Source organism: Vibrio sp. L85, assembly GCF_963871815.1.
GTDB lineage: Bacteria > Pseudomonadota > Gammaproteobacteria > Enterobacterales > Vibrionaceae > Vibrio > Vibrio harveyi.
The window spans coordinates 1-21,887 of the sequence record NZ_CAWMYL010000005.1 but is presented as its reverse complement, the minus strand read 5'-3'; the positions used below and the strand labels follow the sequence as shown (position 1 = coordinate 21,887).

General features: G+C 46.5%; 19 protein-coding genes. 7 read left to right on the top strand and 12 right to left on the bottom strand.

Annotation, left to right across the window (positions count from 1 at the left end):
• Window positions 1-38 precede the first annotated feature (38 nt).
• The 3 genes from AACR11_RS00260 to AACR11_RS00250 form a co-directional block, all read right to left on the bottom strand.
• Window positions 39-875 carry an outer membrane beta-barrel protein gene (locus AACR11_RS00260; protein WP_005453224.1) on the bottom strand — a complete coding sequence of 279 codons (837 nt, stop codon included), beginning with the start codon at window positions 873-875 and terminating at the stop codon, window positions 39-41.
• 126 nt (window positions 876-1,001) lie between these two features.
• Window positions 1,002-1,445: an RDD family protein gene (locus AACR11_RS00255; RefSeq protein ID WP_009697987.1), complete on the bottom strand. Its 444-nt coding sequence runs from the start codon at window positions 1,443-1,445 to the stop codon at window positions 1,002-1,004.
• Window positions 1,446-1,563: 118 nt separating this feature from the next.
• Entirely contained in the window at window positions 1,564-2,328 is a 765-nt protein-coding gene (locus tag AACR11_RS00250) for a ferredoxin--NADP reductase (RefSeq protein ID WP_009697988.1), read from the bottom strand.
• A gap of 209 nt (window positions 2,329-2,537) precedes the next feature.
• Here AACR11_RS00250 and AACR11_RS00245 point away from each other — a divergent pair, with 209 nt between their 5' ends.
• The gene (locus AACR11_RS00245) at window positions 2,538-2,990 is read left to right on the top strand and encodes an acyl-CoA thioesterase (RefSeq protein WP_017818419.1); all 453 of its coding nucleotides are present in this window, start codon (window positions 2,538-2,540) and stop codon (window positions 2,988-2,990) included.
• Between the two features lie 1,575 nt (window positions 2,991-4,565).
• Here the strand turns inward: AACR11_RS00245 and AACR11_RS00240 are convergent.
• The gene (locus tag AACR11_RS00240) at window positions 4,566-4,784 is read right to left on the bottom strand and encodes a VF530 family protein (RefSeq protein WP_005436214.1); all 219 of its coding nucleotides are present in this window, start codon (window positions 4,782-4,784) and stop codon (window positions 4,566-4,568) included.
• Between the two features lie 132 nt (window positions 4,785-4,916).
• Between AACR11_RS00240 and AACR11_RS00235 the strand changes: the two genes are divergently transcribed.
• On the top strand, window positions 4,917-5,846 hold the full coding sequence (locus tag AACR11_RS00235; protein WP_029788322.1) for a LysR family transcriptional regulator: 930 nt from the start codon (window positions 4,917-4,919) through the stop codon (window positions 5,844-5,846).
• Here AACR11_RS00235 and AACR11_RS00230 read toward each other — a convergent pair.
• Together AACR11_RS00230 and AACR11_RS00225 are read right to left on the bottom strand one after the other, a co-directional pair.
• Complete coding sequence (locus AACR11_RS00230) at window positions 5,843-6,133, bottom strand: putative quinol monooxygenase (protein ID WP_005436210.1); 291 nt, start codon at window positions 6,131-6,133, stop codon at window positions 5,843-5,845. The two genes, AACR11_RS00235 and AACR11_RS00230, sit on opposite strands and share 4 nt — an antisense overlap.
• Before the next feature lie 5 nt (window positions 6,134-6,138).
• Window positions 6,139-6,792, bottom strand: coding sequence for an oxygen-insensitive NAD(P)H-dependent nitroreductase NfsB (locus AACR11_RS00225; RefSeq protein WP_029788323.1), 654 nt, complete (start codon window positions 6,790-6,792; stop codon window positions 6,139-6,141).
• A 195-nt stretch (window positions 6,793-6,987) separates the two neighbouring features.
• Here AACR11_RS00225 and AACR11_RS00220 point away from each other — a divergent pair, with 195 nt between their 5' ends.
• Together AACR11_RS00220 and AACR11_RS00215 are read left to right on the top strand one after the other, a co-directional pair.
• Complete coding sequence (locus AACR11_RS00220; RefSeq protein WP_029788324.1) at window positions 6,988-8,424, top strand: helix-turn-helix domain-containing protein; 1,437 nt, start codon at window positions 6,988-6,990, stop codon at window positions 8,422-8,424.
• A gap of 129 nt (window positions 8,425-8,553) precedes the next feature.
• Window positions 8,554-11,211, top strand: a complete 2,658-nt coding sequence (locus AACR11_RS00215) for an alpha-amylase family glycosyl hydrolase (RefSeq protein WP_029788325.1) — start codon at window positions 8,554-8,556, stop codon at window positions 11,209-11,211.
• 122 nt (window positions 11,212-11,333) lie between these two features.
• Here AACR11_RS00215 and AACR11_RS00210 read toward each other — a convergent pair whose 3' ends face one another.
• Complete coding sequence (locus AACR11_RS00210; RefSeq protein ID WP_017818415.1) at window positions 11,334-12,500, bottom strand: D-alanyl-D-alanine carboxypeptidase family protein; 1,167 nt, start codon at window positions 12,498-12,500, stop codon at window positions 11,334-11,336.
• A 253-nt stretch (window positions 12,501-12,753) separates the two neighbouring features.
• Here AACR11_RS00210 and AACR11_RS00205 point away from each other — a divergent pair, with 253 nt between their 5' ends.
• Entirely contained in the window at window positions 12,754-14,049 is a 1,296-nt protein-coding gene (locus tag AACR11_RS00205) for an alpha/beta fold hydrolase (protein WP_079325448.1), read from the top strand.
• Between the two features lie 100 nt (window positions 14,050-14,149).
• On the opposite strand, the gene AACR11_RS00200 is transcribed toward AACR11_RS00205, so the two are convergent.
• The 4 genes from AACR11_RS00200 to AACR11_RS00185 form a co-directional block, all read right to left on the bottom strand.
• Window positions 14,150-14,638, bottom strand: a complete 489-nt coding sequence (locus AACR11_RS00200; RefSeq protein ID WP_029788327.1) for a GNAT family N-acetyltransferase — start codon at window positions 14,636-14,638, stop codon at window positions 14,150-14,152.
• Between the two features lie 231 nt (window positions 14,639-14,869).
• Entirely contained in the window at window positions 14,870-15,112 is a 243-nt protein-coding gene (locus AACR11_RS00195; protein ID WP_029788328.1) for a glutaredoxin family protein, read from the bottom strand.
• Between the two features lie 25 nt (window positions 15,113-15,137).
• Window positions 15,138-16,070: a ribonucleotide-diphosphate reductase subunit beta gene (locus tag AACR11_RS00190; protein WP_005447479.1), complete on the bottom strand. Its 933-nt coding sequence runs from the start codon at window positions 16,068-16,070 to the stop codon at window positions 15,138-15,140.
• A 52-nt stretch (window positions 16,071-16,122) separates the two neighbouring features.
• Complete coding sequence (locus AACR11_RS00185; RefSeq protein WP_029788329.1) at window positions 16,123-18,381, bottom strand: ribonucleoside-diphosphate reductase subunit alpha; 2,259 nt, start codon at window positions 18,379-18,381, stop codon at window positions 16,123-16,125.
• 465 nt (window positions 18,382-18,846) lie between these two features.
• Between AACR11_RS00185 and trhO the strand changes: the two genes are divergently transcribed.
• The gene (gene trhO / locus AACR11_RS00180) at window positions 18,847-19,827 is read left to right on the top strand and encodes an oxygen-dependent tRNA uridine(34) hydroxylase TrhO (RefSeq protein WP_029788330.1); all 981 of its coding nucleotides are present in this window, start codon (window positions 18,847-18,849) and stop codon (window positions 19,825-19,827) included.
• 57 nt (window positions 19,828-19,884) lie between these two features.
• On the opposite strand, the gene AACR11_RS00175 is transcribed toward trhO, so the two are convergent.
• Window positions 19,885-20,190 (bottom strand): DUF6482 family protein, encoded by a 306-nt coding sequence (locus AACR11_RS00175; RefSeq protein ID WP_029788331.1) that lies wholly within the window; start codon window positions 20,188-20,190, stop codon window positions 19,885-19,887.
• Window positions 20,191-20,299: 109 nt separating this feature from the next.
• On the opposite strand from AACR11_RS00175, the gene AACR11_RS00170 reads away from it, so the two are divergent.
• Window positions 20,300-21,781, top strand: a complete 1,482-nt coding sequence (locus tag AACR11_RS00170; RefSeq protein ID WP_029788332.1) for an FAD-binding domain-containing protein — start codon at window positions 20,300-20,302, stop codon at window positions 21,779-21,781.
• Window positions 21,782-21,887 lie beyond the last annotated feature (106 nt).

The window sequence follows — 21,887 nt, the reverse complement described above, 5'->3', positions numbered from 1 at the left end:
CAATACAAAAAGCCACACTCCTGTGTGGCTTTTTTAATTCAGAATTTGTACGCCATGGTCAGCATTGGACCATAGAATCGGTAGGTAACATCGAGCGCAGAATTGTCGCTTTCGTAATCAACCCCTACTTCGTAATAGTTAAATGAACCCGTCATGCTGAATTGGTCGGTAAAGAAGTACTTAGCGCCAATGTCCACTTCAAACAAATAGCCTTCTATATCATCCACAGCTAAATAGAACACCTGTGCGTGGCTTTTTAAAATCCAGTCTTGCGTCAGTGAATACTCTGCTCGAATCCCCAAATCAGGCAAAGGGGCAGTAACATCATTTAAAACCGCATCATCAACAAACATTACTGGAATTTCATCCACCCCACTCACTTTTGCGCCAAGCTTGCCATCTAAACCTAATGACAGCCACATCACGTGCAGCCCCGCCAATACATCCACCGCCCATTTATCACTGGTGTAAAACTGATAACCGTAACCTAGGCGTGCAATATCAATGTTCAGTTCTGTGGTCAGTTTAGAGCCAGCTTGAACCGCATAAGTGGTGCCATCAACGGTAATTTCAAAAGGTTTGGTTACCGCTGTGCGGGTTGCCTCACGGTGCAAACTACGCCAATCAAGATACACGCTATGTTTTTTATTGAAGTAATACTCCACCTCAACATAAGGCAGCACGGTAAACTCTTTCAAATCGAGATCAGATTCGAAATCAATGGTACGTATTTGGTCGAGGTAAGGGTCGTAGGCGTTAAGTTTGGTGTCAGTGCGAGAGAAAAATCCCCCCGCTTCAATCTCCCACTCTCCAGCAACGACGCCGGAAGAAATGAGAGTAGCGAGGCACACTGTCCAACCAGCTTTGTTCATCATCCTTGAGTCCTAAGCGATTGAATTTATGTTTGAAGTAAGTGTAGTCGTAGGAAGAGAGATATGGAAAGACGATTCGATCGCAACTCTGCATGAAACTGATCATTCAACGTCAAATCAGCAGTTGAGTTAGCAATTCACCACTTTGGTACCTGAAAGCAAATCGTGTAACAAACGACGCTCAGGGTGAAATAAAAATAGAGCAAGGTTGACCAATGGTGTAAACGGGATAAGCATTTCAATCAAATAGCTCATACACAATCGTAAAGACGTGGTCACTTTCGTCGTGTCGTGACCGTTCTTCATCACCACTTTGATCCTAACCAAACGCATCCCAACAGTTTGTCCCTCACGGAGAAAATTCCAATTCGCCATCATCAACATAGGAATGGTTAGCACGTAGCTTGCTTTTGTGTCCTTAACTAATTGAAGGTTTTCACTCAAAGAAAGTTCGAAGCCATTTACAACAGAATTGATGGTCAAAGCGATTGTAAGCACTAAACCAGTCACGATCATCAGATCGATGAAACCACCAATAAATCTTCGCCTTCTATCGGCAATTGAGCACCACATACTTCCCCCTGAAATGCAAGCTGATGCATTCTAGGGATGGGTTGTAAGGCGCTCAATTGTGAGAAGCCATATTTGTGACCCTCTCTCAGAACTGAGATGGTCAAATATCAATCAAACCTTACCAATATCTCTCGTAAATGATATTGCCACCTGTTCGGGCACGATACTTCTCTAGGCCTAAACCTTGCAGTACTGGAGAGGTATCTTTGATCATCTCTGGGTTACCACACATCATCACAAAACTGCTTTGTTTAGAAAACGGCAAGTCAGCACGATTAACAAGCTCTCCCGACGCAATCAACTCTGGAATGCGACCTTGAAGCTTACCCGGAATACTCTCACGGCTGACAATCGGCACATAACGCAGACGACCTTCATATCGCTGTTGGAGCTGCTCAATCAGGTATTTGTAAACTAAATCTCTTTCGTAACGCACACCATGCACCAGCACAATGTGGTCGCTGTGTGGAAGTAGATTGATGTCGTCTAACAAAGAGAGAAATGGACCAATGCCTGTCCCCGTTGAAAGCAGCCATAGATCGTTTGCGTGTTTGGGAATGGTATCGTGGATAAGATCGCCATGAGCCGTTTCACCAACATAAATACTATCGCCAGTTTGAAGCTGTTGCAACCTTGGGGTCAGTTGCCCTTCTGGGTTCGCGACGACTAAGAATTCGAGCCATTCGAACTGCTCACTGGGCGCATTCACCACCGAGTATGCACGGCTAATGGGATTGCCTTGTTCGTCGAGCAAGGCGAGTTTGGTAAATTGTCCGGCTTTGAAGGAGAGAGGCGCACCGGAAACTCGTAAACTGAACAGCTCACCTGTCCAGTCGATTCGTTTTTCTACTTTGGCAAGATTGAAACCTTTCAGTTCTGTCATTGGACATCTCCTTTTGGTTACGCTTACTTAAACCTACGCCTCACAACTGACTATGTAAAGTTTTTAGTTTACAAAAATAAGCATCTAATTCATTTCACATTTTACATACAATTTTATTACATTTTAATCAGTTCCATCTAGAATAAATACTCAAAGTGATAAGTCGCTTGGCAAATTGCGGCAACGTCGATGAAAAAGGAACATGAGTAATGGATACGTTATTAAAAGAATTCCCAGTGATTACGGAAATCAAAGTCGCTTGGGGAGAGATGGATGCCCTGCAACACGTCAATAATGCGGTGTATTTTCGTTACTTTGAAACTGCGCGTTTGGACTACTTCAACAAGATTAATCTGTTGGTAGATTTGCAGACGTCTAACATCGGTCCGGTTCTAAGTGAAACCCAATGTCGCTATAAGCTACCCGTTACGTTTCCAGATACGCTTTTGATTGGCTCACGCGTAATCGACATGCAAGAAGATCGCATCACGATGGAATACCAAGTGCTGAGTAAGAAGTGGGGCAAGATTGCGACCATCGCGACCGCTACTGGTGTGATGTTTGATTTTAAGAACAACGTGAAAGCTGCAATTCCAGACCACGTCCGCCAGTCGATTTTAGACTTGGAAGGCACCGTGGGCAGTACGCATCATTTGGAGTGAGAAAAGAGGCAAGAAGCGAGAGATTAGAATCGACATTCCCGACTGTGCTCCTTCGTCGCTATCGGGAATGGCGCAGAGGAACTATTCCAGCCTATGCGATAAGAAAAGTTGTGTCATTCTAGCGGGCCAAGGCGAGACTAAGAATCTACTTACCGCTTGCTGCAAACCATAGAGCGATGAATTACACGCTCGTTCCTCGCTGTTCAGAATGACGGTTCTCGCTTGGGTGTTCACCTTACAATACAAGCTCAGACGTCATTCCGGACGAGCCTAAGCGAGCCATCTGGAATCTCGCTTTAAACATCACAACAGAGCTCCCCGACTGCGCTCCTTCGTCGCTATCGGGAATGACACAGAGGAGCTCTTCCAGCCTATGCGATAAGAAAAGCTGTGTCATTCTAGCGAGCCAAGGCGAGACTAAGAATCTACTTACCGCTTGCTGAAGACCATAAAGCAATGAATAAACTCAATATAATCTGAGAGTAGATTCTGAATCACGCTCGTTCCTCGCTGTTCAGAATGACGGTTCTCACTTGGGTGTTCTACCCTACAATACGAGCTCAGACGTCACTCCGGACGGGACTAAGCGAGCCATCTGTCAGCATCACAACAGAGCTCCCCGACTGCGATCCTTCGTCGCTATCGGGAATGACGCGGAGGAACTCTTCCAGCCTATGCGATGAGAAAAGTTGTGTCCATTCTAGCGAGCCAAGGCGAGACTAAGAATCTACTTACCGCTTGCTGCAGACCATAACGCAATGAATAAACTCAATATATTCTGAAAGTAGATTCTGAATCACGCTCGTCCCTCGCTGTTCAGAATGACGGTTCTCACTTGGGTGCTCTGCCCTACAATACGAGCTCCGGCGTCATTTCGGACGGGATTAAGCGAGCCATCTGTCAACATCACAACAGAGCTCCCCGACTGCGATCCTTCGTCGCTATCGGGAATGACGCAGAGGAGCTCTTCCAGCCTATGCGATAAGAAAAGCTGTGTCATTCTAGCGAGCCAAGGCGAGACTAAGAATCTACTTACCGCTTGCTGAAGACCATAAAGCAATGAATAAACTCAATATAATCTGAGAGTAGATTCTGAATCACGCTCGTTCCTCGCTGTTCAGAATGACGGTTCTCACTTGGGTGCTCTACCCTACAATACGAGCTCAGACGTCATTTCGGACGGGACTAAGCGAGCCATCTGGAATCTCGCTTTAAACATCACAACAGAGATCCCCGACTGCGCTCCTTCGTCGCTATCGGGAATAAGGCAGAGGAACTATTCCAGCCTATGCGATGAGCAAAGCTGTGTCCTTCCAGCCTACACGGTAAAAAGTTGCGTCATTCTAGCGAGCCAAGGCGAGACTAAGAATCTACTTACCGCTTGCTTCAAGCCATAAAGCAATGAATAAACTCAATATATTCTGAGAGTAGATTCTGAATCACGCTCGTTCCTCGCTGTTCAGAATGACGGTTCTCGCTTGGGTGTTCAACCCTACAATACGATCACAGATGTCATTCCGGACGAGCCCGAACGAGCCATCCGGAATCTCTCTTTTAGACTTGCACCAAATCCGATTAGCAGAACGTTTCGATGTACAGCGCTTCCACTTTATCTCTTGCCCACTGCGTCTTACGCAGGAACTTCAACGACGATTTGATTGAAGGATCTTTCTTAAAACAGTTCACACGAACGCGCTCATGCATTCCGTTCCACCCAAAGTGCTCAACTAAACGGGTAAGGATTTTCTCTAAACTCAACCCGTGAAGTGGGTTATTCGGCTGCTGTTGGCTCATGCTATTGATCCGGTAAAGTGAAGTTGCGCGCTAATCTAACTCAAACTCGCCGTGCAACCTAATGTTTTAACCTTGAATTGCCCTGCGACTCTCCCCTATAGTAGCCCAAACTTCTTAAAAGCCCTTTTCATTATGAAAGCCCTCAACGATCTGAATATCTTTGTCGAAACCGCACGCCAAGGCAGTTTTTCGAAAGCCGCCAACAGCATGGACATGACACCAGCAGCCATCAGTGCATCGATCAAACGTCTTGAGGGACAAATTGGCTTTCCTCTGTTTGTACGTTCCACTCGCAGCCTTCGCTTAACCTCGGAAGGTGAGCTGTTCCTAGACAAAACCACTCAAGCGCTCGCAACACTGCAAGAGGGGTTAGATCAGATCTCAAGCGCGCGTGGCGAGTTATCAGGTCAGCTGCACATCACTGCGCCATCTGATTTTGGTCGCAACATGCTGCTTGATTGGGTTGATGAGTTTATTGATGTTTACCCAAACGTCTCTATCAAGTTAGAGCTGTCTGACAGCTTAACCGATATGTACACCAAGCCCGTCGATATCGCGATTCGTTACGGCGAACCTGCTGACTCTAATCTCGTCGTATTGGCATTGTGTGGCGCAAATGAGCGAATCCTGTGCGCATCTCCAGAATACGTTGCAAATAATCCTGTGCTGACCAAACCGGAAGATCTCAACCAACACAACTGTTTGTGTTACATGGTGGCGGATTCGGTTTACAACAAATGGACGCTGACTCGCGGAGACGAAACTGAACAGGTTGTCGTGAGTGGCAAGCTACTTAGCAACGACAGTGACTTATCCCATCGCTTAGCAATCAAAGGCAAAGGCATCGCCAACAAATCACTGATGGACATCAGCCAAGATTTGATTGAGGGAAGATTAGTAAGAGTATTACCTGAGTGGGATTGTGGTCCGGTACCGCTATACATGGTGTGCGCCGATCGTCGTTTGCTGACGCCAACCATTCGCACCTTCCGTGAATTCATTCATGAAAAATGCTGCCAGCAACGTAAGAAAGTGCTGGCAACATTCTGCTCGGAAGCTTAGCCGACAAACGTCATTGGGCGAATCTGAGAGTATTCAACCCAATCGTTATCTTCTAGCGTCGAGATAAACTGTGCGATATGTGGGCTTTGTAGGTGCTTATCTAACGCTTCTTGCGATGCCCAAATTTCTTGGAACATAAACAAGCCTTCGATCTTTTGATCCAAATACAGTTCGTATTGGCAACAACCCTCTTCTTCACGAGAAGGTTCTAGTAGACCAGAAAGTAAGTTGGTTACGTTGTCGATACTATCTGGGTAGGCTTTAATTTCTGCAACTAAATGAATCATCTTTATTAAATCTCAGTAAACACAGAGCTTTCTTCCCAGCGTGACTTAGGCGTCTTGGCATTAAAGTCATCTTCCGCGTGGTAGCCAAGCGGCACAATCACAACGCCAGTGTAGCCTTTTTCACGTAGACCAAATTCTTCATCCAGCACTTTCGGGTCAAAACCTTCGATTGGCACCGCATCAATTTCTAGCGTTGAAGCGCCCAGTAATAATGTACCGACGTTGAGGTAGACCTGTTTCTCCATCCAATGATTAGCGTCTTTCAGGTCAAAACGGTGCATGTTCACAAAGTAACTACGACCGCCACGTACCGCTGCTTTTGCCTCTTCGGTTGGGAATCGACCGTCTTTTTCTTCCTGCGCCAATAGTGCTTCAATGTAGTCGTTATCGATGCCCGTTTTGGCACAGAACACCAACACGTGTGACGCATTCAAGATCTTGGCAGCATTGAACGCGTAGTTATCTTGCGCTGCTTTTGCTATACGTTGCTTGCCCTCTTCTGTGCTTGCCAGAATGAAGTGCCACGGCTGAGAGTTCACACTCGATGGACTAAAACGAATCAGCTCTTTGACTGCGTCGATCTTTTCTTGTGGTAGCTTACGAGTAGGGTCAAAGACTTTGGTTGAGTAGCGAGATTTAGCAGCTTGAACGATGTCCATCGGGGTCTCCAGTCGAGTAGTTTATGCTGGTTATCACTTTAACCTTATGAGTTACAGGGAAAAACCGATTTCAGTTAAAAACATCTTCAAAATAAATTTGAAAATCGCCGATGTAACAAGCTTTGAGCACTCTCACTGAAGCAACACCTGGTTTAAGCAATAATGTCGCCTTTGCTCTGTTACCGAACCACTTTCATGCTGCCTCAAGACAACATCATCACGCCCTTTCTCTGCAAAAAACTTGGGCATAATCACCTAAGAATTGCTGGCGAATATTGGCACATTGAAAAGCTGGTTGCCTTGCAATGTATGATGTTGCAAGAGGCACCGACGCTACGTGAAGGTTTGCTGTGGTGGAGCAAAAGTGTTTCGCTATTCGACCGTCGCTTGTACATTGTTTTCGAACACAGTGATAACCAGGTTCAGATGCGGCTAGAGTGCAGAGCTACCGAAATGCCAAGCTGGGCAGAATCGGTTTATGACTTGCTGCTGATGCAATTGGAACAGTTAGGTTTGAGTGAATCTGTGCGCATTCAGCTTCACAACCATGACCTTTACTCTGCTCATTTAGAACTAGAAGACGAGACTAACCCGAATAAGAACTCGGTTGTGTTCGACTTGGTGAAACATGTTTATTTGCTGCTGTCTCACCAACCAATTGAACAGCCAGAATTGCTAAGCGTGCTGAATGCTCTGTTCGTCAAAAACAGCAATTACGCACTGAAATTAGAACAAGCCGCACTGCAATTGGGCGTATCCAAGCGCACCTTGCAACGTCGCCTGCAAGAAAAACAAATGAGCTATTCGCAATGCGTCGACTTCGCCAAGAAAAAGCACGCATTAGCCCTACTTGCAGATACTCAACTCACAACGCAGCAAATCGCTTATCAGTTGGGTTATGAAGAGCCTTCCAACTTCCATAGAACCTTTCGCCGTTGGTATCCGTTTTCGCCAATGCAATATCGCCAGCAGTGCTTAGATAACCGCACTCACCTCAATAACCAACCCATCCGCTTGTACTACGCCAAAGCGAATACTTTAGCCGATAATGACATTGACCAACCCGTCGGTAAAATCTGGATGGAAGTGGATAATATTGCGTTTGAAAAAGTGGTCTCCGTTGAGTGTCGAGACCGTGATGGCACGTGGCGTCGCTACCCAGCCTTCTTCGAGCGTTTTTTGAATAATGGCACCGAACTATGGGCGACGACAGAGCTTCCTGTCGCTCATCCACTGACCTTTAGACTGTGTTATGAAGTCGATGGTGAGCGCTACATTGATAACAACCACCAGCGTGATTACGTGGTTTCTAAGGGGCTTTTAATTGGCGCAACGGAATACATAGTCCCGACAAGACAACTGCTCCAACTCGGCACTCAGTACACCTTGTTTGTGGAACTCGCGTGTCGATTAAAAGACGTGGCGAAGATCGATTGCTACGTGGGTGATGCGCCAGCTCCGCACGCAATGAGCCAAACTCAGAATGCAGAAGATTACACATGCTGGGCGCTGCAACTGCCCCTAACCCAAACGGTTAAACAGTGCCGATTCCGACTCTATGATCATTCTGGTAATGAGTTAGCCAAAGACCATTACCCGATTCAATACCCAATTGTGCAACCACTCAGTTAAATATGTAGCACAGTTCAAATTCAGCACTTCGTGACATCATTTCACGTCTTTTTTGGCGTGAAATGACACTCTCAATTTCAAACCTTTGTTTTATCGTTTCCGCATTGCTGCATAACGGAGACAAAAACCGTGTTTGAAACCTTACCTAACCCTATGAATAAAATAAAAATACTCCCTCTAGCGATCGCCCTAGCTCTTTCTGGCTGTGGTAGCGATGAAACTACGCCAACCGACACAGGAAGCCACGTGGCATCTCCTGATTGGCAAGACCAGATCATTTACTTCTTGATGATCGACCGTTTTAACGACGGCGACAACACGCTAAACGATCAAGGTCAGAATGAATACGATCCTACCTCAGACAAAAAATTCAGTGGTGGTGACCTTGTTGGTGTCAGTGACAAACTGGGCTACATCGAAGACCTAGGCGCTACCTCTATCTGGATTACGCCGCCTGTGGCAAACCAATGGTGGGATGCCGAACAAAACTACGGTGGCTACCACGGCTACTGGGCGCGTGATTTCCAAAAAGTGGATGAGCACTTTGGTAACATGGAAAGCTACCAAGCGTTAGCACGAGAAGTGCACGCTCGTAACATGTTCTTGATTCAAGACATCGTGACCAACCACGTAGGTAACTTCTTCACTTACGATGACCCATACAATTACGATCCTAGCCTACCTTGCCAAGGTTTCCGTTTGATTGAAAATGCGCTGCCAGCAGGGCAAGAACTGCCTTATCCGCTCAACATGAATGAGTGTAAAGATGATGGCACCGGCATTTACCACTGGACGCCAAGCATCACCGACCACAACGACCCAGTACAAGAAAAAACCTGGCAACTGTCAGATCTGGATGACCTGAATACATCCGACCCTGAAGTACGCGCTTATCTAAAAGAGAGCTACCGAAAATGGATCCGAGAAGTTGGCGTTGACGGTTTCCGTATCGATACTGTGAAGTTTGTAGAGCACGATTTCTGGAATGACTTCCTGCACGCCGACGATGGTGTGATGACTCAAGCGGTTGATACTGGTCGCGATAACTTCCTGACCTTTGGTGAAGTCTTCGAAACATCTACGCCTTACAACACAGAAGGCGAAGAGAAGATGCTGACTTACATCGGCGAAAGCGGCTCACCGGAGCAGTTAACCTCGGTGCTGAACTTCCCATTGCAAGCTACTATGACGCGCGTGTTTGCAGCAGGACAACCGACCGATTACTTACGCTTCCGCCTTGAGAAAATGATGGAGATGTTCCCGAATCCATACATCATGCCGAACTTCATTGATAACCACGATATGCCACGTTTTCTATCGCAAGGCAGTATCAACGATATGAAGCAAGCGCTGATTACCATGATGGCGGTACCGGGCATTCCTGTGATTTACCAAGGTACAGAACAGGCGATGTCAGCAGCGCGCGATGCGATGTTTGCTGGCGGTTACCGTGAAGACGGTGACTACGTAGATTCATTCGACCAAAACAGCGAGATGTACTTGTTCATCCAAGAGCTTGCTAAGTTACGTACCGAAAACAAAGTCATAACTCGCGGCGAAATGAAAGTGATTGGCAGCGATAAAGCTGGCGCCGGTGTGTTCGCCTTTACCCGAACGTTGGATAACGACGAAGTCTTGGTGGTAATGAACACATCGAATTCCCCAATGTTGATGAACCAACTCGATGTAGAGCAAGCGGGCGGCACCGTCTTCCAACAACAAATCATGTCGAATTGGGCAGACGCTCCAGAGCAGTTAGTCGCCGATGAAAACGGTCACGTCACCCTTGAACTACCAGCCAAATCTGCCGTGATTTACTCGAAAACTAACGACACCCAATCGGTAGATACACCAGACCTCAACATCCAACTGGCACAGGATTGGGAAGGACAAATCATTACTGATGACATCGTGATTGCTGGTACTGCTAACGCAAACGAGAAATTAAACCTTGTCGTCGACGGTAACCTAGAAACAGCACAAGCCATTACCGTGGGTGCTGACGGTCAGTTCAGCGTGACTTTATCTACCCGTCACTTTGCGATTGGCGAACAGCAACACCGCTTCGCGATTTACTCCACGGAGAAAAAAGCAGGTACTGAAGATGTGAACTTTGTGTCGGACTTAAGCTGGTCGAACACGCCAGACGACACTATTGATGACGCTGGTGATGCACAAGATGGTATGGGCGGTCCTAACGGTAACTACTCGCTACCAACGGATCCAACGTTCGACAAAGACAACAGCCAACTCGCAATCAACAAAGCAGAGGTATTTACCGTCGGCAGCAACGTGCGCTTGACCTTAACCATGGACAAGATCACCGATACTTGGTTGCCGCCAAATGGCTTTGACCACGTTGGCTTCACCATCTTCATTGATTTACCGGAAGAAGCGGCAACCAACCTGACGGAACTGCCTAAGATCAACGCTTCTATGCCAAGCGGAACATGGAGTCGCAATGCTGTGGTCTTCGGCTGGCAAAGCTCGATTTACAACACTCAAGGCGCAAACGAGACAACATGGGGCGAAGCCGTAACACCAGCACCAATGGTCACGGTAGACAAAGCCAACAACACCATTTCGATGGACTTCGCGAGTGACGCACTAGGTCGACCTGATTCACTGGATGGCATTCGATTCTATGTGACAACTTGGGACTTGGATGGATTGTCTGCCACTTACCGTCCACTGGAACAAGATAAAGGTCCTTGGAACTTCTCTGGCGGCGCTTCGGATGAGAGCAAGATTTGGGATGACTTACCAATCATCACCTTGTCTGAATAATCACTGAAACCGCAATAAATGCGAAAGTCGTCTCAGCTATAAAAAGAAAAAAGCAGCTCACCTTCGAGCTGCTTTTCTTTTTCTGAAATTCTGAAATCACTATTGCGAAACTTGCCCTTGAGCTAGTTAAATAGCGACTTCACCCACAGCACTAAACTGTCCCATAACTTCCCAATCCACGAGCCCTCTTCCACCGCTTGGTTACTTACCAACGGATAGCTCGCCACAGTTTTATCGTCACTCTTCCACACGACTTTACCAACCACATCCCCTTTTGCGATCGGTGCAATCAGCGGCTCATTCACGACCACGCTCTTGTCTAAACCAGCGGTTAGAGAGCGAGGGAGCGTCAGGTACGCGTCTTGAGCGAAGCCCAAATCAATCTCACTGACATCGCCCTTCCAAACTTTTGCACTCGCCTGAACTTCCCCCTGTTTTGCTACTTGTTTCGTGTCATAGAAGCGGAAGCCATAACTAAGCAGGTTCTTAGACTGGCTAATGCGTGACTGTTTGCTTGGTGTCCCCATCACTACCGAGATAAGTCGCATCTTTCCTTGCTTAGCAGAACTGACCAAACTGTACCCAGCATTGCTGGTGTAGCCCGTTTTGCCGCCATCGACATCCATCGATTTATCCCACAGCAGTTTATTGCGGTTGTATTGGGTGATCTTGTTCCACTTAAATACCTTCTCACTATAAAGCGCATAGACTTCAGGCACGTCATTGATGATCGATTGCATCAGAGTCGCCATATCATTAGGAGAAGTTTGAATGCCCTCGCTATCCAGACCATGCGAGTTAACGAAGTAGGTATCGTTCAAGCTGAGCTTATCTGCCCAACCGTTCATCAAGGCGACAAACGCCCCTTCACTACCTGCAACATGTTCGGCGAGCGCCACACAAGCATCATTACCAGATTGAACGATCACACCACGCATTAGGTTGGCAACGGTGATTTCATCTTTGGGTTGGATAAACATTTTTGAGGAGTCTGGGAATTTGGCTGACCACGCGTTCTCACTCACCGTCACTTTATCATCCCATTGGAGCCGCCCGGATTTGATTTCTTGCCCTACGACGTAAGCAGTCATCAGCTTAGTTAAACTGGCAGGGGCTAATCCGGCACGTGCGTTTTGCTCCGCAATAATGGCACCGGACTGAAAGTCCATTAACACATAGCCTTTTGCCTGCAACTGAGGCGGATTCGGCGTTACAACTGCCAATGCAGGGGCACTGATGGTCTGTAGTAGTAAACAAGTGAGCGTTATTCGGGTAAGTGACGTGTTCATCAAGCATCCTCCATGGTCAATGACCGCCAAATGTCTCGTTTCATAAAAACGGTAAGACAGTGATGTCTAAACTGCACCTATCAGATCATAGTTCACTCAGTGCATACCAACACGGAAAGATCGAAGAGTTTCTGTTTTGAGTGCCATTACTTGCCTTTCAGGCTTCAAAAATCGAGTTCTTACAACAAATCTATTGTTTCTAATAAGGAATTCGATATCGTAAAGCGACTATAAACAAGGACAGACCATAACAATGAACGCTCAATCATTTATCGACGCAGGACTGCATTACACACCCCACTCGTTCACCGTGCCACTGGATTACCAAGATCTAAGTAAAGGCACGATCAACGTCTTCGCTCGCTCCGTTTGTTTAGTCGGCGATGAAGACTCAGTCAAACCGTGGTTAGTGTATTTTCAGGGCGGTCCGGGCTTCCCTTCTCCTCGTCCAAACGGAAACAACGGTTGGATCAAGCGCGCGCTGAGTGAGTATCGTGTACTGCTGCTCGACCAACGCGGCACTGGCAACAGCAGCGTGATTAATCACCAGACGCTTGCGCACCTTACACCGACGCAACAGGCAGACTACTTAAGCCACTTCCGCGCAGACAACATTGTTCGCGATGCGGAATTTATCCGTGAACAATTTGGTGTTGAGAAGTGGGCGATTTTGGGTCAGAGCTTTGGTGGTTTCTGCTCACTAACTTATCTATCGCTGTTCCCGAACAGTTTGCTGCAAAGCTACATTACGGGTGGTGTGCCTTCGGTTTCTCGTCATGCGGATGATGTGTATCAAGCAACCTTTAAGCGCACCATGGAGAAGAACCAAGCCTTCTTCCAGCAATTCCCACAAGCGCAGCAACTGTGCCAAAGCATTGCTGATCACTTATTGGAGCACGAAGAGTTCCTGCCAAATGGTCAGCGCTTTACTGTTGAACAGTTCCAACAAATTGGGATTAACTTTGGTGTCAGTGATACCTTCTTGCCAACTTACTACTGGCTAGAAAGTGCCTTGATTGAAGTGAACGGTAAACCTCAGCTTCGTTATGAATTCCTCAACGACATGTTGGCGCAGCAAAACTTCCAGACCAATCCCATTTACGCGATTCTGCACGAATCAATTTACTGCCAAGGATTTGCTTCTCAATGGAGCGCTCACCGAGTGCGCCAAGAGCATGATGCGTTCAATTACGAACAAGGTAAGCCGTTCTACTTTACTGGAGAAATGGTCTTTCCTTGGATGTTCGATCAATACGTGAACTTAAAGCCACTGAAAGAAGCGGCGAATTTACTGGCAGAGAAAGTCGATTGGACGCCGCTATACGATGCGCAGCAACTGGCAAACAATAAGGTGCCTGTAAGCTGTGCCGTCTATGCCGACGATATGTTTGTAGAAATGGACATTAGCCGCGAAACACTCGCTGCAATACCAAACTCAAAAGCGTGGATCACCAACGAATACGAACACAACGGTCTTCGCGCAGATGGTGAACGCATTCTCGACAAATTAATTGCGATGGGTAAACAAACAGCAGCAACGTTAAAATAAGCAGCTAACGCTCAGGGTTCGCTAAAAACCTAGATAGAAAAACGCCTCTTTATCACGAGATAGAGAGGCGTTTTTGATTCGATTCACGTTTAAACTAGCACTAGTCTTTGACTCGCTTGGTCATCATTTTGGTGATCACACGGTAACCCATCTTATGGTAGAAATCTTCGCCTTCGTGATTAAATGACGCCACGGTTAAACCGAGCTCTTCAATGTCTTGGCTGCACAAATCACTCTCGATTTTATCCATCAAAGACAAGCCAATACCTAAGTTACGATGGCTTTCAGACACCACCAATTCATTGATATAAGCGACGCGTCTTTCTGGAGAGAGAATCGAGTTGACCTCTCGCACGGTGCCAGAGATAAAACCAACCACCTGTCGGTTAGAACACGCGATAAAAGCCGTGATGCTGCCATCAAAATATTTATCGAAGATGTTGCGATCTTCCCTTAACTGCGCCATTTCTTCCGGAGAACGGTAGAAATCTGGCTCAGCATTATAATGAGAGGTGTCGAGTTCGACCAAGAGCGTTTTCAACAGTGGGACGTCTTCTTCTCTTAGTCTTCTGATATGAAACTGTTGCATGTTGAATTCCTTTGCCAACCGACCTGTATCAAGCACAGATCTTTGCTTCAACTGATTATCGGATAAGAAGTTTTAGGAATGTGAAGCGAATCAACAGTACAAATTTTGACCATTTATGTCGAGTACGTTTTCAACAGTTTTACGAGTTTTTACTGATAATTTGAACATCCACAAAATTTAAGTGGAAATAAAAATCCCCTTTTCTCAATAAAAGGGGATTAGAGACCTAATTTAGAAAGTAGCGCTTTGCTCAAAAGCGAGTGCGGATTTTAAGCGACTGAAATCACCAATCGGTTCGCCATCAAGCATAAACTGTGGGTAGCTTCTTGCGGTTGGGAATAACTCGAACAAGGTTTCCCGATCAAACTCCACATCCAACTTGAGCGTTGCCACGTTAAAGCCCTGATTTTGCAACCACATTGCTGCGGTTTCACATTGAGAGCACTGCTCCTTGCTGTACATTTCTATTTTCATCACTCTTCTCTGCTATTCCTTGTCGTTAGAAATCCGCATCAAAACTCAACTGGCGATCTTGAGGTCGTTTGTACTCAGTAACGCGTTTTTCGAAGAAGTTGGTTTTTCCTTCCATGTCCAGCAAACGCATGTAATCAAATGGGTTTTCAGCACCAAAGATTGGGTTAAAACCAAACAAACCAGCGATGACATCGGCAGTGTGCTCAATGTATTGGCACATCAGTTCGGCATTCATACCAATCAAGTCCACCGGTAGGGCTTCCGTTACAAACTCTTTCTCAATTGAAACGGCTTCTCGGCAAATCTCCTCAAACTCTTGTTGTGTCACCTTGCCTTGACCTAAGGTTTTGAATAGCAACGCAGAGAAGCTAAAGTGCAACCCTTCGTCACGAGCAATCAAGTCATTGCTTGCTGCCAAACCAGCCAGCAAACCACGTTTACGGAAGTAGTAAATGGCACAGAAGCTGCCAGCGAAGAACAAGCCTTCCACCAAGCCAAAGGCGATCAAACGCATTGCCAATGGTTTATCGGAGGAGATCCACTTCATTACCCACTCCGCCTTACGCTTCACGGTCGGGACGTTTTCAATCGCATTGAACAAGCGCTCACGCTCTTCAACATCGGGAATGTAAGTTTCGAGTTGCAGTGCGTAAGTCTCTGCGTGAATAACCTCATTAAATGCCTGCAAAGCAAGGAAGCAGCGCGCTTCTGCGATTTCAATTTCGCCATAGAATCGAGTCAATAAGTTCTCGTTGATCATCCCTTCGCTCTGAGCAAAGAACGCCAACACATGTCGAATGAAGTGCTTTTCGCCTTCGGTCAGCTTGGCAAGATCAGCAAGATCTTGAGCAAAATCGAGTTCTTCTGTCGTCCAGAAAGCCGCTTCGTGCGTTTTGTACGCTTGCCAAATCTCTTCGTATTGAATGGGGAACAAGCTAAATTTATTTTTAACAATCATACCGTTTCCTTACTTTCGGTTGATGTGAATCTTTTCAATTGACGAGATAGGTTTATGCGCCGCAGTTTAGGCAATCTTCATCTTCACTTTGCTGACCAACGGTGACTTTCACCGCATTCGTTGATGGCTTAGAGCGCAGGTAGTACATGCCGGTTTTCAGACCACGTTTCCACGCGTAGAAGTGCATCGCATTGATTTGGGCGAACGTTGGTGATGCAAGCCATAAGTTGAGGCTCTGCGATTGGCAAACAAACGGGGCGCGAGCTGCCGACATATCAATGATCACCTTCTGAGAGATTTCCCACACGGTGCGATACACGGATTGAAGATCGTCTGGAATGGCATCGATGCCTTGTACTGAACCGTTATTGAGAATAATGGCGTCACGGATTTTGCTCGTCCAAAGACCACGCTGTTCCAGATCGCTGACCAGGTGTTTGTTGATGATGATGAACTCACCCGACAATGTTTGGCGTTTATAGATATTGCTGGTTTGCGCTTCAAACGCTTCGTTGTTACCTAAAATTTGCGCAGTCGACGCAGTTGGCATTTGAGCAATCAGTAACGAGTTGCGCACACCATGCTCTGCGATTTGGCGCTTGAGTTGTGACCAATCCCAGCGGCTGCTTGGTTGTTCATCCCACAGGTCAAATTGGAACTGACCATGACTGATTGGTGAGCCGTCATAACTGGAGTACGCCCCTTTTTGCGCCGCGATTTCACAAGACGCTTCAAGGGAGGCGTGATACATGGTTTCCGCGATGTCACGGTTTAGCTGCAAGGCTTCTTCGCTATCGAATGGAAGGTGCATTTTGAAGAACACATCCGCCAAACCTTGAATACCCAAACCAACAGGACGATGCGCGTGGTTCGATTTTTCAATCTTATCGGTTGGGTGATAGTTCACATCGATAACGCGGTCGAGGTTCTTAATCGCGACTTTGGTGACTTGGTGAAGTTTGTCGAAATCAAACCCCGTGTCTGTAACGAACTTAGGCAGTGCCATAGACGCCAAGTTACAAGCCGCCGTTTCATCTGGCGTCGAGACTTCCATGATCTCTGCGCACAAGTTACTCGACTTAATGGTGCCGAGGTTTTTCTGATTCGACTTTTCATTACACGCATCTTTGTAGAGCATGTACGGCGTACCCGTCTCGGCTTGCGACTCAATGATTTGCGTCATCAATTGGCGGGCTTTGATGGTCTTCACGCCCAAGCCCATACGCTCGTATTCTTGGTACTTCTGAGTAAATTCAGCACCGTATAAATCAGACAAACCCATGGTATTGTGAGGGCTAAATAGAGTCCATTCCGCGTCGTTTTCAACACGTTCCATGAACAAGTCTGGCACCCATAAAGCGAGGAATAAGTCACGTGCGCGGAACTCTTCTTTGCCGTGGTTTTTACGTAAATCGAGGAAGGATTCGATATCCGCATGCCAAGGTTCCAGATAAACCGCAAATGAGCCCTTGCGCTTACCACCTCCTTGGTCCACATAGCGAGCCGTTTCATTGAAGACTTTCAGCATTGGCACGATGCCATTCGACACACCGTTAGTACCAATAATTGGCGCACCCGTCGCTCGAATATTGTGGATGTGTAACCCAATGCCACCCGCCGATTTAGAAATCAGCGCACAATCTTTGAGGGTGTCGTAAATGCCGTTGATGGAATCTTCTTGCATCGCTAATAGGAAACACGAAGACAGTTGCTGCATCTTACAGCCAGCATTAAACAGCGTTGGTGTAGCGTGGGTGTAGTAGCCAAGACTGAGCAAATCGTATAGCTCTCTAATTTCTTCAAGATCGTCACCCGCGACAGCGACTGCCACACGCATGAACATATCTTGTGGTCGTTCAACCACCACACCTTTTACTTTCAATAAGTAAGAACGCTCGAGAGTTTTGTAGCCGAAGTAATCAAACTGGTAGTCGCGTTTGTAGTCAATCATCTCTTCGAGCGCAAACTGATTCTTGGCAACAAAGTCGACGTAAGCATCGGAAAGAATACCGATTTCAGAGAGCTCACTTGTTGCAGTTGCGTATCCGCTGGTTTCTTTTTGCAGAGAACTCACCATCACGCGAGCCGCAAGCTTGGCATAATCAGGGTGTTCCGTCGCAAGGCTTGCTGCCGTTTCAGCGAGGAATACATCGATTTCCGTCACCCTAATGCCGTCGTACAAACCGCTTACCACGCGTTGTGCCACCGCAATAGGTTCAACTTTTAGTCCATCAGCCAGCGCTTCGGCTCTTCGAGTCACCTTATCTAGACTGGCTTTTTCTTTCCGTCCATCTCGTTTTATAACGTCCATAATCTATATCTTGTGTGTAGTTTAAATGTTGAGCACCATATGTACGCAATAGATCTAGATGATAATAGTTATCATTACAAGAAAGTTTTTTAAAAGTTAGAACTGAAGATGGAGAGGGTAAGGAAACATATTGACACCGACACCAAGCTCGACAGGAACTGCAATTAGAGACAAGCACCGCTAACCTGATAAAGTGATGTAGTTTTCCACAAAGCTTTAATTTTCATTAACTTAGTTCATTTCTAGAAAAGAACAACAAATGTGATCTAGTTCAAATTTTCATACCCTTTAATTTCCAATGCTACGCGCTGAGATTTATCGAAAAAATCGCCGGGGCAACATGACTAAAAATATCCGCATAGTTTGTCCGTATTTCCGACTAAATTACTCAGGTATACTCCGAGCCGCTAAAATTGTTAGATATCGATCCGTCGAACCATCGACCCTTTAAAGTAAGGAATAATCATGAGTCAGTATGTTGTCTGCGCACTGTATAAGTTTGTGGAACTGAAAAACTACCAAGAGTTACGCGAGCCATTGCTTGCCCTAATGGAAGCCCACGGTGTACATGGAACGTTGCTACTGGCGAGTGAAGGTATTAACGGTACGGTAGCAGCGAAACGCGAAGGTATTGATACACTGCTTGCATGGCTAAATGCGGAGCCTCGCCTTACTGGTATTGTTTACAAAGAGTCGTACTCAGATACTCAGCCGTTTAACCGCACCAAAGTAAAGCTAAAGAAAGAGATCGTGACATTGGGCGTTGAAGGCATCGATCCTCGCCATGTCGTTGGCACCTACGTAAAGCCGCAAGATTGGAACGATCTGATTGCTGATCCAGAAGTATTTGTGGTTGATACTCGTAATGACTATGAAATCGAGATCGGAACATTTAAAGGTGCAGTTAACCCAAATACTGACACGTTCCGCGAATTTCCTGACTATGTAAAACAAAACATGGACCCAGAGAAACACAAAAAAGTCGCGATGTTCTGTACGGGTGGTATTCGCTGTGAGAAGTCGACCGCTTACATGAAAGAACAGGGCTTTGATGAGGTGTACCACCTAGAAGGCGGTATTCTGAAATACCTTGAAGAAGTACCAGAAGAAGAAAGCTTGTGGGAAGGCGATTGTTACGTATTCGACGGTCGCGTTGCGGTGAACCACCAGCTAGAAAAAGCTGACTACGACTTGTGTAACGCTTGCCGATTGCCAATCACAGAAGAAGACAAACAATCAGAGCAGTTTGAGCAAGGTGTCAGCTGCCCAAAATGTTTTGGTAAACACAGCGAAGAACAGGTAGCACGCTTCCGCGAACGTGAAAAGCAAGTGTCGTTAGCTGCGGTTCGTGGCGAGCAGCACGTCGGTGGTGAGAGTGCCAAACAACGTCAGCAACGACGTGCAGAAAAACTGGCAAAGAAAGACGCACAACGTAAACAAGCGTAATTAGTAAGGTGCGAGCTAACAAACCTAGCTCGCACTTTCTCCCCTTTTAATCTAATTTCAATAGAGGTCGTTGTCTTTCAGCAACACTTCCAGCTCGTTAGTACCACTCCTACTTGGCTGGCCAACCATTTCATCGTAGGCACTTTGCTGGCGAAGTACCTGTTTTTTCGCTTTCAAGTTACGACATTGCTTTTGCAACTCCAATATCGAATGCGCCCTTAAAAACTTCCCTTTATCGTCAGTAACAAAGTGCTCCTCTCCGTCGACTAGAACCGAGACTTGATACAAAGCGAGATCGAGAGAGTGGATGACAAGCTTGTCGATATAGAAGAATTTTTCCAGTTTACTGAGTGGCATAGACATAAAGCACCTCCTTGCTCCGTGCCTCTACGTCAACCGTAATAAAATCGATCACCGAGTGAGAAATTTGCCTCTCTCATGCGTAGAAGTCGGAAAACCAGTGAGGGCTCCGATGCAAACAATCAACTTAGTATGGCTAAAACGCGACTTACGCCTAACCGATCACCTCCCTTTGCAGCATGCTCTATCTTCTGAGAATCCAACAGTGCTGCTCTATATTTTTGAGCCCATGCTGTTGGATGACCCACATTACTCCGAACGTCATTGGCGCTTTGTTTGGCAATCACTCCAAGACATGGACGTACAGCTTGCTCAACATGATCAAAAGGTCTCAGTAATGTTTGGCAATGCTCGGGATTGTTTGAGTGCGATTCAAAACCAATTCAACATCAATGCCGTTTTCTCTCATCAAGAAATTGGATTGAATTGTACGTTTGAGCGAGATAAACAAGTATCAGCATGGCTTCAAGCACAAGGCATTCCATGGCATGAGTTTGAACATGGCGCAGTTGTGCGAGGCGCAAAAGACCGATTCGGCTGGGACAAACACTGGGATACCGTTATGCGAGCTCCCATAGAAAAGATTGAACTTGAAAGCGCTTCTCTTATTACCCTCGACATTGACGCGCTAGGTTTCACCTTTACTCCTCCCCCTTCTTGGTTAGAAAAAGTAAAAGGCATGCAAACTGGCGGGAGCTCACTCGCTTGGCAAACATTGGAAGACTTTTTTCAACGCCGAGGACGAGATTATTACCGCAGTATTTCCAACCCGACGGCATCTCGAACAGCCTGTACTCGCCTCTCTCCTTATCTTGCATGGGGTAATATTTCGCTTCGAGAAGTGTATCAATACCTCTTGCAACATTGGCAAGTGACGGGGTTTCGTCGCAGCCTAATTGCGTTGTCTTCAAGGCTTCATTGGCATTGTCATTTTATGCAGAAATTTGAATCTGAATGTGAGATGGAATTTCGCTGTGTGAACCAAGCCTATGACCCTTTGCTTCGCCAAGCGAGCAACATCGACCCAATCCGACTAGATGCTTGGAAGGAGGGAACCACTGGCATACCTCTCGTCGATGCCTGTATGCGCTGCCTTCATCACACGGGATACATCAACTTTCGAATGCGCGCGATGCTAGTAAGCTTTTTAACGCATCACATGAACATGGATTGGCGCGATGGCGTAACTCACCTAGCGCAGCTATTTCTCGACTTTGAACCGGGTATCCATTATCCACAATTTCAAATGCAGGCTGGAGTGACTGGCACCAATACCATTCGTATCTACAATCCGACGAAACAAGCACAAGAACACGATGCCGATGGTGAATTCATTCATAAATGGATTCCGGAGCTCGCTAAGGTACCCACCCCACTGTTGTTTGAGCCTTGGAAAATGACCGCAATGGAAGTCGTGATGTACCAGTTAGAACCGGACTCAAAATACCTCGCCCCAATAGTCGATGTAGAAGCGAGTGCGAAAGCAGCCAGAGAACGATTGTGGGCTTGGCGAAAACGTACCGACGTAAAAATGGAAGGTACACGCATTTTAGCTCAGCACGTCCGTTCTTCTAATAAAAAGAAAGCCAGTTGATCGCCAAGAAAAGGGCGTGCGTACAAACAGGGACTTTATCAGGGAGAGAGCGGTACCCAATGTCAATCCCCGATAGAAATGTCCTCTTTTCTCCCCATTAGAAATG

Coding starts and splice junctions, on each gene's coding strand:
- AACR11_RS00170 (WP_029788332.1), top strand. CDS start 20,300: ATGCAAACAATCAACTTAGTATGGCTAAAACGCGACTTACGCCTAACC.
- AACR11_RS00240 (WP_005436214.1), bottom strand. CDS start 4,784: ATGAGCCAACAGCAGCCGAATAACCCACTTCACGGGTTGAGTTTAGAG.
- AACR11_RS00250 (WP_009697988.1), bottom strand. CDS start 2,328: ATGACAGAACTGAAAGGTTTCAATCTTGCCAAAGTAGAAAAACGAATC.
- AACR11_RS00185 (WP_029788329.1), bottom strand. CDS start 18,381: ATGGACGTTATAAAACGAGATGGACGGAAAGAAAAAGCCAGTCTAGAT.
- AACR11_RS00200 (WP_029788327.1), bottom strand. CDS start 14,638: ATGCAACAGTTTCATATCAGAAGACTAAGAGAAGAAGACGTCCCACTG.
- AACR11_RS00255 (WP_009697987.1), bottom strand. CDS start 1,445: ATGTGGTGCTCAATTGCCGATAGAAGGCGAAGATTTATTGGTGGTTTC.
- trhO (WP_029788330.1), top strand. CDS start 18,847: ATGAGTCAGTATGTTGTCTGCGCACTGTATAAGTTTGTGGAACTGAAA.
- AACR11_RS00210 (WP_017818415.1), bottom strand. CDS start 12,500: ATGAACACGTCACTTACCCGAATAACGCTCACTTGTTTACTACTACAG.
- AACR11_RS00230 (WP_005436210.1), bottom strand. CDS start 6,133: ATGATTCATTTAGTTGCAGAAATTAAAGCCTACCCAGATAGTATCGAC.
- AACR11_RS00205 (WP_079325448.1), top strand. CDS start 12,754: ATGAACGCTCAATCATTTATCGACGCAGGACTGCATTACACACCCCAC.
- AACR11_RS00195 (WP_029788328.1), bottom strand. CDS start 15,112: ATGAAAATAGAAATGTACAGCAAGGAGCAGTGCTCTCAATGTGAAACC.
- AACR11_RS00245 (WP_017818419.1), top strand. CDS start 2,538: ATGGATACGTTATTAAAAGAATTCCCAGTGATTACGGAAATCAAAGTC.
- AACR11_RS00220 (WP_029788324.1), top strand. CDS start 6,988: ATGCTGCCTCAAGACAACATCATCACGCCCTTTCTCTGCAAAAAACTT.
- AACR11_RS00260 (WP_005453224.1), bottom strand. CDS start 875: ATGATGAACAAAGCTGGTTGGACAGTGTGCCTCGCTACTCTCATTTCT.
- AACR11_RS00225 (WP_029788323.1), bottom strand. CDS start 6,792: ATGGACATCGTTCAAGCTGCTAAATCTCGCTACTCAACCAAAGTCTTT.
- AACR11_RS00190 (WP_005447479.1), bottom strand. CDS start 16,070: ATGATTGTTAAAAATAAATTTAGCTTGTTCCCCATTCAATACGAAGAG.
- AACR11_RS00235 (WP_029788322.1), top strand. CDS start 4,917: ATGAAAGCCCTCAACGATCTGAATATCTTTGTCGAAACCGCACGCCAA.
- AACR11_RS00175 (WP_029788331.1), bottom strand. CDS start 20,190: ATGTCTATGCCACTCAGTAAACTGGAAAAATTCTTCTATATCGACAAG.